Source organism: Acetobacter estunensis, assembly GCF_011516945.1.
Classification (GTDB): Bacteria; Pseudomonadota; Alphaproteobacteria; order Acetobacterales; family Acetobacteraceae; genus Acetobacter; species Acetobacter estunensis.
This window is the reverse complement of the sequence record NZ_WOTH01000058.1, coordinates 1-10,805: the sequence shown is the minus strand read 5'-3', so window position 1 is coordinate 10,805 and position 10,805 is coordinate 1. Positions and strand designations below refer to the sequence as shown.

The following is a 10,805-nucleotide window of genomic DNA, read 5'->3' as shown; positions in this document are numbered from 1 at the left end:
CAACATCAAAGAAACCAGACTGCTTCATATCGCCATTCCCTCAATCAACGCAGAAGAAATAGAATCATACAGAAGACCTCAAAACCAGGGGGTTTTTAGAACCCTCCACCTTCACGACGTGCGCGAGGTAGCTGTCTCACGTGGCTCTTAGGGGAGAGGAAAACCCTCTTAAAAACTGTTCGGTGGAACCGCAGGCAACGGAACGAAAACTTTCTTCATATCCCAGTCGCGTGCAGCACTGGACAATATATCCTCATCCACGGGATAGCCGCACAACCACTCAGGGAGTGGTGTTTCCATTATCAAACCGGGGTTTGCTCCCGCGGAGAGGCCCATCTCTGCGTGGCCACCCCACTGCGGATCTCGCAGTCCCTGCGGCATTGCTTTTAGGCTCTCGCGCGTGAAATCAATCTCCAGGTCAATATGAGCGGGTGTTCGTTCCCACCCATGTGGGTAATAGAAAGCCTTCAGCCGCTCTCCATGCTGCGCATATATGGAAATATTATTGCATTTCTCCAGAACTGCTGATAGCGCCGCTTTAACAGCCGCCTCTTTTGATTTCGGAACTTGCGAGAGAACTGCGGTTTCCAACAAATTTGTGCGTGGAGACCCAGGAACTGCATCGCCTTTTAATGAATTTTCATGGAAGAACCCGAAATAGATAGTAACGCCCACGGCAATCCACACCAATATGGCTTGAACGATCTGTTTTTTTGTCAGGGAAATTTTTGTTTTAGTGGGACGAGAGTTCATCCAAATATTACTCCGGCGCGCCATACAACACGCCCAATAATGCTCGCGGGGTTGCCGCCGTCGTTAATCAGCGTGAGGGCGCGGGACGCGTCTATAATTTCCATGCCATATCGTGGATTGTCGCTCAAAACTTCTATACTTCCGTCTATCTTGACAGAGAGACGCTTCACAAGAAGCTGATCGCCAATTCGAAGGCCATAAACGCAACCGGTTGATATTTGGCGATCTTCTGTATCTATTATTAGCACATCTCCATTCATAATGAATGGCTCCATACTGTCCCCGCGCGCCGTCAGAGCCACGAGATGCTTTTTCCGGTGATGTAATTCAGGCGGTATTAAGTTCCCATCGAGCTTGAATGCGACGCGCTCCAACTCATTTGGGAGTGCTCCGCAGCCTGCCGAGAGTTCGATGTCGTAGACCGGAATATCGAACAAATTCCCATTTGCGGATTCCGCAGGCATAGACGCGCGCGACTTGGGGCTCGATCCAGCCAGTAGCCACGACACGTCAACGCCACAGGCCACGGCGAGACGGGCAGCAGCTGATGCCTTCATGTCTCTCCCTGCCAGATAACCGTTCAGAGTGCTGAGAGGAACGCCTGAACGCTGAGAGACAGCCTTGTTCCCGTCCGCGTTTTCGACGGCAATTTTCAGCCTTTGAGTGATTGCTTCAATTTCCCGGTTCTCATTTGAAACTGGTAAATTCTCATTCTCAGTGTTTTTCATGTGAAAAAACGGCACGAAAGTGCGAGTTTAGATATATTATCCACAGGATATCCACAAAAAAGAAGTGGGAAGTTCCCAAATGCGCTTGATAGAGATCCCATTTTGGGTATCCTCACCGCAGAACCTCACGAACAAGACGCTCCGAGAGAAATCTCGGGCGATGGGGTTGAGAAAAGGGGCGGCTGGCACCGCCCCGAGTCAGAGAGGTGATAATTATGGCACAGACAAAGCCGGGGATGCACGCCGAGGAGATCAAGGCGGCACTGAAAATCCGTTTCGGCTCTCTCTCCGCATGCGCGGTATCGCTTGGAAAAAGCGAGGGGGCGGTCAGCAATACGATAAATTATCCGGGTTATTCGCGGACGATTGAGAGTGCGATTGCCAAGATCCTCTGTAAATCCGCCCATGAAATCTGGCCCAGTCGTTATGACGCGCATGGTCAGCCGCTCTCCTATTCCGTGTCGGCTCTGTCTGCCGCACGGCACGGGTCTGGTCAGCGTGCAAACGGAGTGGCGGCATGAACGTCGTCGAGATCCCGCTGGAGGAGATCGACGAGGGTGACCGTCTGAGGTCGATCGATGAGGACTATGCACGGTTGATCGCGGCCAGCATTGAAGAAGAAGGCCAGCGCACACCGATTGAGGTGCGGAAAGTCCCGCACAAACTTTCAAAAACCGGCCGCCGCTACGTGCTGATCGCGGGTGGTCACCGTCTGCGGGCGCTCCAGATTGCGGGACAGGAACTGGCGCTCGCGTTCATCCGTGACGTGGACGATCTGCAGGCGAAACTGCTGGAGATTGACGAGAACCTCGTCCGTCGCGAACTGTCGGCGCTGGATCGCGCGACGTTTCTGGCTGAGCGGCAGGCGGTTTACGAGGAACTGCATCCCGAGACGCGAAAAGGCGGCGACCGCAAGTCGGATCAAAACGACAAGATTGGCGCTTTGATCGCGAGCTTCACTGAAGCGACGGCGGAGCGGCTTGGCGTGGCGCCACGCTCCATCCAGCGGGCTGTTGCCCGGCACAAGGCAATCCCTGCTGACGTGCGGCTGTCGATATCCTCCACATGGCTGGCGGATAGCGGAGCGCAGCTCGATGCGCTGGTGCGTCTGGCTCCGGACATGCAGCGCAAAGTGGCGGACGTGATCCGCACGATGCCGGGTGTCCGGAGTGTTGCAGACGCCGTTCGCGAGATCACGCGGGCGCCGAAATCGGCACCGCCGAGCGACGTCGAGAAATTCATGACGCTGTGGCGCAAGGCAGGATCAGCTTCGCGCGGGAAAATCCTGCGGTACGTTCTCGATGCGGTTGTAGAGGATTGGGACGTTCTCTGGGAGGAAATGGACACGGGCGAGCGTGCGCGCGTGCTTGAGGTGATCCAGCCTGAACTGCCCGGTGCTGTGGCGCGGGAGGCTGCGTGATGGAGGGAGCGCGAAAGCCCGGAAAGCGCCTGCTTCATCCGGATATCTGTGTGGCCATTGGCGACACGATCCGCCGTCTGCGAGAGGCTGACGATCTGTCGGTGGCAGAACTTGCAGCCTGCGTTGACAGTCAACCGCAGACGATCCGCGACCTTGAGCGCGGCCGACACTCTCCATCGTTTCCGATGCTGCTCGATCTTTTTTACGCGCTGGACGCGAGCGAGGAGGATTTCTGCGAGATCCTGCGTCGTGACGGAGCGGTGCGCCAGGCAGGTGCGGCATGAGCGCGCGGATCGATGCGGCGACGCAGTTGTCGCTGCTGGACTGGGTTCCGCCCTCTCCGACTGTCGCGTTCGAGCGCGATCTGGTGCGTGGGAACACGTTCGAGCGGCGTCTGTCGCGAGCGATTTCGGTCTGTCTGGAAACGTGCGGACGTTCGCGCGAGCAGGTGGCGGACGCGATGTCGCGTCGTCTGGACCGGCACATCAGCGTGAACATTCTCAACGCCTATTCCTCGCCTGAGCGCGAAACGCACGTGATCAGCGTGCCGCGTTACGAGGCGCTGCTGGCCGCCACGCAGGATCAGCGTCTTCTGGAGTTCATTGCCGAGCCACATGGTCTGGCCGTGGTGGATCGTCGGCTGTTGCCAATGATCCAGTTGGCCGAGGTGCAGATTCGCAAACGCGAGATTTCGCGCATGGAAGCGGGTCTGCGGCGTGAGGCGAGATGGGGGATGGCACGATGATGCGGCCCAACCCCGTTCTGTTGGCGATGCTCACGCTGGGTGGCGTGGTTGTCGTCTGTTTTATCATAGATGAGCCGGAGTTTGCCGAAATGCGCAGACTGATCCGATTTCACGCCGATCTCGCTCTGACGATCGTCGGTGTGATGTTCATTGTTCTCTACGCGGCGATCCTGAACTGGCTGGGACGGCCTGTTCAGGGGCTCGACATCAACGACGAGTCGAGGCACGGAGATTGGTGATGGGCGGCGCGCAAACAGCCGCTGAACAGGTGCCGTGGATGACAGCGGCAGAGATAGCGGCGCAGGCGCTCCCCGGCATGCCGGGGACGAAACGCGGTGTGCAGGAGCGCATTGATTCCGAGGGTTGGCTCGCACCTGACCGTGAGGGACAGACGTGGCGCAAGCGGTCCGGCCGAGGGGGTGGATACGAATTCACGCCCTACTCGCTGCCACTGGAGGCGCGCGCAGCTCTATTGCTCAGGCGGGAACAGGAGCAGTCGCCTGAGGCGAAATCGGCGGCGTTCGAGCGGAGCCGTGAGGATCTGTGGCGGCGATATGAGGGGCTGCCGGACAATCTGAAAGCGCGCGCGCAGCGGGCGTTTCGTATTCTGGACGCGATCGAGACGCTGGTTCTGGCTGGCACGCGGAAAAACGCGGCTGTGTGTCAGGTGGCGCAGTTGGAGCGTGTCGGGCGTCGCACGATCATGGGCTGGTATCAGGCGGTGCGAGGGTTTGATCGTGGCGATTGGTTGCCAGCACTGGCTCCGCAATATGCGGGCCGTCAGCCGACGTCGGATTGTCCTCCCGAGGCGTGGGAAATGCTCAAATCGGATTATCTCCGTGTCGAGCAGCCACGTTTTTCGGACTGCTATCGTCGTCTGGAGCGTGAGGCAGAGGCTCGTGGCTGGTCGTTGCCATCAGAGAAAACGCTCAAACGGCGCATGGATCGTCTCGATCCGCAGCTGATCGTGCTGGCGCGTGAGGGCGTGGACGCGCTCAAGGCATTGTATCCAGTGCAGAAACGTGACCGGCGCTGTTTCCATGCGCTGGAGGCTGTGAACGCCGACGGCCACAAATGGGACGTGTTTGTGAAATGGGAGGACGGCAACATTGGCCGTCCGGTCATGACGGCGTTTCAGGATCTCTACTCCGGCATGATTTTGTCCTGGCGGGTGGATCGCTCCGAAAACAAGGAGGCGGTGCGGCTCGCGTTCGGTGACATGGTCGAGGAATTCGGCATTCCCGATCATTGCTGGCTGGATAACGGACGAAACTTTGCCAGCAAATGGCTGACCGGCGGCGTGGAGAACAGGTTTCGGTTTCGTATCCGTGACGACGAGCCTGTTGGCATCATGACGCAGATGGGCGTGCAGGTTCACTGGACCACGCCCTATTCCGGCCAGTCGAAACCCATTGAGCGTGCCTTTCGTGACATGGCTCAGAACGTCGCCAAGCACCCGGCGTTTGCGGGCGCTTGGACCGGCAACACGCCGCTGGCGAAACCGGAAAATTACGCCAGCACGGCTGTGCCGATCGACGTCTTTCTCAAAACGATCACCACCGAGATCCGTGAGCACAACGCGCGCACAGGTCGGCGCACGGCAGTGTGTGGCGGGAAACTCAGTTTCCAGCAGGCGTTTGCCGCGTCCTATGCGGTATCACCGATCCGCAAGGCAACGTCGGAACAGCGTCGGTTGTGGCTGCTGGCGGCCGAGGCGATCAAGGTGGATCGCCGGGATGGCACGATCAAATTGCTGGAAAATCGTTACTGGGCCGACTTCCTGCTCGATCATCGTGGTCAGAGCGTGGTGGTCCGGTTCGATCCGCAGAACCTGCAGGCCGATCTGCATGTGTATCGGACGTGCGGCACCTATCTCGGTGCGGCTCCGTGTCACGAGGCGGTCGGGTTCGCGGATGTGGACGCCGCGCGCAGGCATGGACAGGCCCGACGGGCCTTCATGCGCGCGACCCGGGAGGCCCTCGCAGCGGAAAAGTCATTGTCCGCTCAGGAAATGGCGGCGGTCTATTCGCGCGAGATCGAGGCTGAAAACACGGAAATCGAGACGAAAGTAGTGCGCCCCTTCCGGCCTGCTGTGCAGGGCAACACGGCGTTGGCCGTGGAGATGGATGAGGCCGCGCTGATCGCTCGTGAGGAGGAGGAGCAGGCGCAGACGGCGGCGCTGCGGAAGGTCATCCAGTTCAGCAGGACTGGGTAATGACGGATCGCGCCTGCGAGCGCGACCCGGTGATCCAGAACATCACGACGGAAATGGTAATGAGTGACACTGCGACAATCAATATTGACGAAACGGCTGAGGACAATCGCACGCGGACGCTGCGTGTGGAGGTGCAGGCGACAATCGAACGCGAGGGCATCTCGGTGCGCAACGTGGCCGAGCAGTCGGGCGTTGGCTATTCGTCGGGCAAAAAACGATCAGGATCGGTTTGAGGCGCTGGAACGTCTGCGTGTGCAGATGTCCGGACGCGATGGATTGATGTCGTATTTTTCAGGAATGAACCGGAGAGACGGACTATGAGCGAGGCTGTGGAACGACCGATTGACGAGGACATCGAAGTAGTGAACGGCGAGAAGATGATCCGCAGTTCACACGGAAACCTGATGCCGGTGAGCGGCATCCGCGCGCATGTGCTGCTCGCGGACGAAACGGCGCGTGGCGTTGTGCGGAAAATGCTGGATCTGGCCGAGCACAATGCGCGCGTGAAACAGGAGATTTTCGACGAACTGACGGCTTATCAGGATCTGATGTTCGAGCGTTATCGTGCACGGGTTGGCGGTCGTCGCGGCGGCCTGACAGTGGCTTCGGTTTCGGACCGGCACAAAGTCGAGGTTTCGACGGCGGATTACAGCCGGGTGACGGCGGCTCTGCCAGCCGCGCAGGCGCTGATGAACGAGATCCTGGACGATCTGACCGGGAATGTGGACGCGAACCTGCGCACGCTCATCATGGCGGCGTTTGAACGGGACGAGAAAACGGGTCGTGTGAACGTGCAGCGTCTGAGTGGGCTGCGGAAATACGATCTGCAGCACCCGAAATGGCCGGATTTCATCCGCGCGATCAGCGACGCGATTGAGCCTGCTGGGTCGAAAACGGGTGTGCGGGCCTATACCCGCGACACGCCGGATGGGCAGTGGAAACAGATCGTTGTCGATTTTTCGAGGGTATGAGTGATGGCAAAAAAAATGGCAATCGCGACTATCGGTTTTCGGGATTATGCGATGTCGATGTCAGACGCGACGACACTCATGAAGATCGCGGCGCGCATGATTCCCGTGGATCGGCCGGAATGGCGCGGACCTGCAATTTCTCAGGGAAACGCTGGTGATGAACCGATGATGCACGGATTTGAAATGGCGGAGGTGAAATCCTCTCCAGCGATACGTTTTGCGCGGAAAAAGTCGGCGCGGTCGAAGCCGCTCCTGCTCACCCATGAGCCTACATCGGAGAGCGAGTAATGGCACGTCCCGTCACTCGACTGGAGTCTACAACGATGCGGCGTTCGCTGATCGCTAAAATCCATGTAGCACGCAAGGATTTGCGGCTGGAGGATGCGGATTATCGCGCGCTGCTTTCACGTGTGACGGGACGCGCATCCAGTGCGGACTGTACGACCGCGCAACTGGATGCGATATTGGCAGAAATGAAGCGGCTGGGGTTCCGGCCACGTCCGGCACGACGCTCTCCGGCACGGCCTCTGGTGCGGAAATTGTATGCGATCTGGAACGATATGGGGGCAGTGCTGACGGCGGCCGGATCGCGGGAGAGCCTGAGAGCGTTTGTGGCGCGCCAGACGGGTGTGGATGCGCCAGAGTTTCTGGATGACGCGCAGGCGGTGCAGGTGATCGAGGCACTGAAAGCGTGGTCGCAGCGGATTGGTGGAGGCGCACGATGAGTGCAGTTCGTGAAATCCCCTCACCCACTCGGCCGATCTGGCTGGATGACGAGGCGATCAGCGCGGTCGAGATGTTATTTCCACGTGGATACGGCGCGCAACGGTCTGACGATCGGGTCGTGCTGTCGGCTATTGTGCAGGTTCTGCGGACCCGTGGCCTGTGGCGTGAACTGTCTGCCGAATATGGGCTGCCGTGGAAAACGATTTATCGCCGGTTTGTTCGCTGGGCGAAAATTGGCATTCTCGACGAGATTTTTGCCGTGTTGACGATTGAACGTGACGGACGCCGTGTTCTTGCTGTCACGGCCGATATTCTGAACGGACACGGCAGCGGCGCGTTGCTGATGCAGCGTGGCCTGTTTCCGCTCCTGACCGAACTGACAGGCGACGTTTGAAATGACGTTGCCTCCTCACACGATTTCGTTTCTGGTGGACGCTGTTGGTGAGACGCGTGCGCTGGAGTTCGTGGAGAGTGAGGCTGGCAAACGGCTGCGCATTCCGCGTTCGGCGGACGGGTCCAAACTGGCCCGACTCTACGGGGTTGAGGTGGCTCGGGCGCTGTGTGACTGGCGCGGTGGCGAGGCGTGGGAGGTTCCCCTGTGCCGCGTCTGGCGGGCGCGCTGCTATGAGGCGCAGGGACTGAACACCAACGAGATCGCGTTCCGTCTGGGTCTGTCGTTTCGGGCGGTGATCCGGCTCCTCAAGCGCACGGGCGGTCGTCAGCCGCCACGGCGCCTTCGCGACCCACGGCAGGCGTCGTTGTTCTGATTTCGGCTTTCTAACCTCCCGCTTGATTTGCGACCTTACGGGGTTGGCATCCGCCATCCTGCCGCAGCTTCGTGCGCGCGCGTAGTTTCGCGCTCATGCACTCGGACCTACTCCCCTCACTCGATTTCACAGAAAACCGCGAGGGTCTCTATTCCTGTCGCCGCAACGATCCGGGGAACTGGACGGGCGGTCGCGTGGGGCGAGGCAGTCTCGTCGGCACGATGCGTGGCATTTCTGCGCCTGAGATGGCCGGGTGGCTGGGCGATCCGTCGCGCGTGACGGCGGCTGTCATGCAGGGAATTGACCAGACGCAGTATCGCCAGATCGCCCAGTCTCGTTACTGGAACCCGCTGTGGTGTGATCGGCTCCCGGCAGGCGTCGATCTGATGATGTTCGATTACGGCTTCAACGCGGGTGTGCACGGCGCTCTAACAGTGCTGGCATCCATTTACGGTTCGCTGGACCGCACCGATGTGATGACGGAACAGCTGTTGTCGCGGGTGCTGGACGTGCCGGAGATCGTGGTGTCACGCATGATCTCAGGGGATTTTGCGAACGACCTGCAGCGGTATCTCGGTGTTCCCATTGACGGCGTTGTGGGTCCGATCACGCTGACCGCGATTGCGAAACTGCGGGGTGAAGATCTGCTGACGATCTACGCCCTCGCATGCGCGCAAGCGGCGGCCTATCGCCAGATGCCGGGTTTCCGCATTGAGGGTGACGGCTGGCTGGCGCGTCTGTGGGCGCGGGTCGAAATGGCGCGAGTGTGGGCGCGAGAAAACGAGCGCGCTGCCTCCTGAATTTCCCGGCTCCCGGCGGGGAGTTTGGGCGTGAACTAGGGCGCGGACGCGGCGCTGGAGTCTCATCATGAGCGTGAACTGGAAAAACATTCTCCCGACCGTGTTTGGCGCACTGTCGGCCATCGGCGGCGTCGCCGCCCAGGGAAAAATCGCGGCGCTGAACAGCGCGGCGCAGACGGCCGTAAAAGCCGCTGTCACCAAGGCCGACGACGGCATCGACCATCTGGTCTCGGCTTATAACAGCTGGGACGAGAAAAACCCGGTTGCCGCCGAGGCGATCACGGGCACGATCGGTGTTCTCAATGGCCTTGGCCTGAGCGTGCCGTCCGTGGACACCGTGCAGATCCACGTCAAGGCTGCGATTGCGGATCTCGTGGGCATTCTGGTGCCGGTTTCTTCTGCGACCACCAGCACGGTGTCCACGCCGGTTCCGGCGGCCAGTAGCGCCGAGACGGCCACCACGACCCCGGCGTCCTGACGCCGGGAGTGTGAGGGCGTGAGCGGCTGGGAGCATTACGCGGTCTGGTTTGCGATTTGCGGTGTAGTGCTCCTGGTCGCAGTTCTCGAACTGATCGACCGCGCGCGGCACGGCGAGATCGTGCGGCGTGTCGAGGTCGTGGAGACCGACACGCGCGCAAGCCTAGGACGCATTGAGGCGACATTGGTGGGCGTGGAGCGCAGCGGACGCGACACGAAAGAGATGGTTCAGGTGATCGTCAACGGTCACATCAGGGGAAATGAGAAATGAGTGTGCAGGTGAGCATCAACGAGGACCGTCGTCTGCGCGTGCTGAAATGCCTGACCGAGATGAGCAATCACATGCTCAACGAGGACGTATTGCTGCGCGCCGTGATCTCGACAGGTCGTGATACAGATCACGATCTCATGCGTGATGATCTGGCCTTTCTGGAAAAGCGTAGCTGCGTGCGGATCGAACGCCTCCCGTCATCCGGGGGTGAATTGTGGAAAGTGGTGCTGACGGATGCCGGCCAGCGCGTGGCGCAGGGCGAGCAGGTTGTCAGTGGCGTTGGCCGTCGCCTGACGAGCTGAACGATGGCGCATCGTCCCTCTTCCATTGAGCAACTGCCGGCCGAGATCCGTGACGAGATTGGGCGGTTGCGCGGCAACGGGCATTCGATTGACGAAATTCTAGCGGCGCTGCGGGAACTGGACGTGGCCCATATCAGCCGGTCAGCGCTGGGACGTCACGTCAAACGGATGGATGAGGTGGGGCGCCGGTTGCGCCATTCACGCACGGTGGCGGAGGCTCTGGTGCGCCAGTTGGGCGATGAGCCGGCATCGCGTTCCGCGCAGCTCAATATCGAGCTGCTGCATACGGCGATCCTCGACTTATTCCTGAGCGCGGACGATGACGAGGTGGACGACAAGGGCAAGGCTGCGTTGCGGGGGAACCCGAGCGGCATCATGCAGCTCGCCAAAGCATTGGAGGCACTGTCGTCGTCCACGGCGGCCGACCAGGAGGCACGCCGGAAACTGGAGGCCGACATTGAGAAAAAGATGCGGGAGCGTGTCGAGAGAAACGCAGTCGCTGAGGGCAAAAAGCGTGGTCTAGGGTTTGTGGGGATTCACATGAGGCTTGGGTTATGATTCAAGCTTCGGATGGAACGCTTTGTGCTGACAGACGCCCAATGGGCGCTGATTGAACCTCATTGCCTTGGC

Annotated in this window: 19 protein-coding genes; 17 read left to right on the top strand and 2 right to left on the bottom strand. The window is 59.8% G+C overall.

Translation table 11 applies throughout. From position 1 onward, the window contains the following. Positions 1 to 168: 168 nt before the first annotated feature. Together GOB87_RS15380 and GOB87_RS17080 are read right to left on the bottom strand one after the other, a co-directional pair. Complete coding sequence (locus tag GOB87_RS15380) at positions 169 to 753, bottom strand: hypothetical protein (protein WP_166318783.1); 585 nt, start codon at positions 751 to 753, stop codon at positions 169 to 171. Then, positions 750 to 1,496, bottom strand: a complete 747-nt coding sequence (locus tag GOB87_RS17080; protein ID WP_166318780.1) for a helix-turn-helix transcriptional regulator — start codon at positions 1,494 to 1,496, stop codon at positions 750 to 752. Before GOB87_RS17080 ends, GOB87_RS15380 begins: the two co-directional genes overlap by 4 nt. A gap of 200 nt (positions 1,497 to 1,696) precedes the next feature. Here GOB87_RS17080 and GOB87_RS15370 point away from each other — a divergent pair, with 200 nt between their 5' ends. The 17 genes from GOB87_RS15370 to GOB87_RS15290 all read left to right on the top strand — a co-directional run bounded on the left by GOB87_RS15370 (position 1,697) and on the right by GOB87_RS15290 (position 10,733). Beyond that, complete coding sequence (locus GOB87_RS15370) at positions 1,697 to 2,002, top strand: helix-turn-helix domain-containing protein (protein ID WP_166318777.1); 306 nt, start codon at positions 1,697 to 1,699, stop codon at positions 2,000 to 2,002. Next, positions 1,999 to 2,901, top strand: a complete 903-nt coding sequence (locus GOB87_RS15365; RefSeq protein ID WP_166318774.1) for a ParB N-terminal domain-containing protein — start codon at positions 1,999 to 2,001, stop codon at positions 2,899 to 2,901. The genes GOB87_RS15370 and GOB87_RS15365 overlap by 4 nt, the downstream gene beginning before the upstream one ends. Next, on the top strand, positions 2,901 to 3,185 hold the full coding sequence (locus GOB87_RS15360) for a helix-turn-helix transcriptional regulator (protein ID WP_166318771.1): 285 nt from the start codon (positions 2,901 to 2,903) through the stop codon (positions 3,183 to 3,185). The genes GOB87_RS15365 and GOB87_RS15360 overlap by 1 nt, the downstream gene beginning before the upstream one ends. Beyond that, a complete protein-coding gene (locus GOB87_RS15355; protein ID WP_166318768.1) occupies positions 3,182 to 3,646 on the top strand; it encodes a hypothetical protein in 465 nt (154 codons plus the stop codon). Before GOB87_RS15360 ends, GOB87_RS15355 begins: the two co-directional genes overlap by 4 nt. Further along, positions 3,643 to 3,885 carry a hypothetical protein gene (locus GOB87_RS15350; protein ID WP_166318765.1) on the top strand — a complete coding sequence of 81 codons (243 nt, stop codon included), beginning with the start codon at positions 3,643 to 3,645 and terminating at the stop codon, positions 3,883 to 3,885. Before GOB87_RS15355 ends, GOB87_RS15350 begins: the two co-directional genes overlap by 4 nt. Then, positions 3,885 to 5,861 carry a transposase domain-containing protein gene (locus GOB87_RS15345; RefSeq protein WP_166318762.1) on the top strand — a complete coding sequence of 659 codons (1,977 nt, stop codon included), beginning with the start codon at positions 3,885 to 3,887 and terminating at the stop codon, positions 5,859 to 5,861. Before GOB87_RS15350 ends, GOB87_RS15345 begins: the two co-directional genes overlap by 1 nt. Next, positions 5,861 to 6,094, top strand: a complete 234-nt coding sequence (locus tag GOB87_RS15340) for a hypothetical protein (RefSeq protein WP_166318759.1) — start codon at positions 5,861 to 5,863, stop codon at positions 6,092 to 6,094. The genes GOB87_RS15345 and GOB87_RS15340 overlap by 1 nt, the downstream gene beginning before the upstream one ends. Before the next feature lie 84 nt (positions 6,095 to 6,178). Next, entirely contained in the window at positions 6,179 to 6,832 is a 654-nt protein-coding gene (locus GOB87_RS15335) for a DUF3164 family protein (RefSeq protein ID WP_166318756.1), read from the top strand. Positions 6,833 to 6,883: 51 nt separating this feature from the next. After that, entirely contained in the window at positions 6,884 to 7,120 is a 237-nt protein-coding gene (locus GOB87_RS15330) for a hypothetical protein (protein WP_166318753.1), read from the top strand. Positions 7,121 to 7,155: 35 nt separating this feature from the next. Continuing rightward, positions 7,156 to 7,557: a gp16 family protein gene (locus GOB87_RS15325; protein ID WP_166318750.1), complete on the top strand. Its 402-nt coding sequence runs from the start codon at positions 7,156 to 7,158 to the stop codon at positions 7,555 to 7,557. Beyond that, positions 7,554 to 7,952, top strand: coding sequence for a transposase (locus tag GOB87_RS15320; protein ID WP_166318747.1), 399 nt, complete (start codon positions 7,554 to 7,556; stop codon positions 7,950 to 7,952). Before GOB87_RS15325 ends, GOB87_RS15320 begins: the two co-directional genes overlap by 4 nt. A 1-nt stretch (position 7,953) precedes the next feature. Then, the gene (locus tag GOB87_RS15315; RefSeq protein ID WP_166318744.1) at positions 7,954 to 8,325 is read left to right on the top strand and encodes a hypothetical protein; all 372 of its coding nucleotides are present in this window, start codon (positions 7,954 to 7,956) and stop codon (positions 8,323 to 8,325) included. Between the two features lie 71 nt (positions 8,326 to 8,396). Next, positions 8,397 to 9,125: a glycosyl hydrolase 108 family protein gene (locus GOB87_RS15310; RefSeq protein ID WP_166318741.1), complete on the top strand. Its 729-nt coding sequence runs from the start codon at positions 8,397 to 8,399 to the stop codon at positions 9,123 to 9,125. 67 nt (positions 9,126 to 9,192) lie between these two features. Next, positions 9,193 to 9,603 carry a hypothetical protein gene (locus GOB87_RS15305; protein WP_166318738.1) on the top strand — a complete coding sequence of 137 codons (411 nt, stop codon included), beginning with the start codon at positions 9,193 to 9,195 and terminating at the stop codon, positions 9,601 to 9,603. An 18-nt stretch (positions 9,604 to 9,621) separates the two neighbouring features. Beyond that, positions 9,622 to 9,873 (top strand): hypothetical protein, encoded by a 252-nt coding sequence (locus GOB87_RS15300; RefSeq protein ID WP_166318735.1) that lies wholly within the window; start codon positions 9,622 to 9,624, stop codon positions 9,871 to 9,873. Further along, positions 9,870 to 10,175, top strand: a complete 306-nt coding sequence (locus tag GOB87_RS15295; protein WP_166318732.1) for a hypothetical protein — start codon at positions 9,870 to 9,872, stop codon at positions 10,173 to 10,175. The genes GOB87_RS15300 and GOB87_RS15295 overlap by 4 nt, the downstream gene beginning before the upstream one ends. Before the next feature lie 3 nt (positions 10,176 to 10,178). Beyond that, positions 10,179 to 10,733, top strand: a complete 555-nt coding sequence (locus tag GOB87_RS15290; protein ID WP_166318729.1) for a phage protein Gp27 family protein — start codon at positions 10,179 to 10,181, stop codon at positions 10,731 to 10,733. Positions 10,734 to 10,805 lie beyond the last annotated feature (72 nt).

Coding starts and splice junctions, on each gene's coding strand:
- GOB87_RS15330 (WP_166318753.1), top strand. CDS start 6,884: ATGTCGATGTCAGACGCGACGACACTCATGAAGATCGCGGCGCGCATG.
- GOB87_RS15325 (WP_166318750.1), top strand. CDS start 7,156: ATGCGGCGTTCGCTGATCGCTAAAATCCATGTAGCACGCAAGGATTTG.
- GOB87_RS15350 (WP_166318765.1), top strand. CDS start 3,643: ATGATGCGGCCCAACCCCGTTCTGTTGGCGATGCTCACGCTGGGTGGC.
- GOB87_RS15365 (WP_166318774.1), top strand. CDS start 1,999: ATGAACGTCGTCGAGATCCCGCTGGAGGAGATCGACGAGGGTGACCGT.
- GOB87_RS15315 (WP_166318744.1), top strand. CDS start 7,954: ATGACGTTGCCTCCTCACACGATTTCGTTTCTGGTGGACGCTGTTGGT.
- GOB87_RS15380 (WP_166318783.1), bottom strand. CDS start 753: ATGAACTCTCGTCCCACTAAAACAAAAATTTCCCTGACAAAAAAACAG.
- GOB87_RS15340 (WP_166318759.1), top strand. CDS start 5,861: ATGACGGATCGCGCCTGCGAGCGCGACCCGGTGATCCAGAACATCACG.
- GOB87_RS15290 (WP_166318729.1), top strand. CDS start 10,179: ATGGCGCATCGTCCCTCTTCCATTGAGCAACTGCCGGCCGAGATCCGT.
- GOB87_RS15305 (WP_166318738.1), top strand. CDS start 9,193: ATGAGCGTGAACTGGAAAAACATTCTCCCGACCGTGTTTGGCGCACTG.
- GOB87_RS15335 (WP_166318756.1), top strand. CDS start 6,179: ATGAGCGAGGCTGTGGAACGACCGATTGACGAGGACATCGAAGTAGTG.
- GOB87_RS15295 (WP_166318732.1), top strand. CDS start 9,870: ATGAGTGTGCAGGTGAGCATCAACGAGGACCGTCGTCTGCGCGTGCTG.
- GOB87_RS15355 (WP_166318768.1), top strand. CDS start 3,182: ATGAGCGCGCGGATCGATGCGGCGACGCAGTTGTCGCTGCTGGACTGG.
- GOB87_RS15360 (WP_166318771.1), top strand. CDS start 2,901: ATGGAGGGAGCGCGAAAGCCCGGAAAGCGCCTGCTTCATCCGGATATC.
- GOB87_RS15320 (WP_166318747.1), top strand. CDS start 7,554: ATGAGTGCAGTTCGTGAAATCCCCTCACCCACTCGGCCGATCTGGCTG.
- GOB87_RS15370 (WP_166318777.1), top strand. CDS start 1,697: ATGGCACAGACAAAGCCGGGGATGCACGCCGAGGAGATCAAGGCGGCA.
- GOB87_RS15345 (WP_166318762.1), top strand. CDS start 3,885: ATGGGCGGCGCGCAAACAGCCGCTGAACAGGTGCCGTGGATGACAGCG.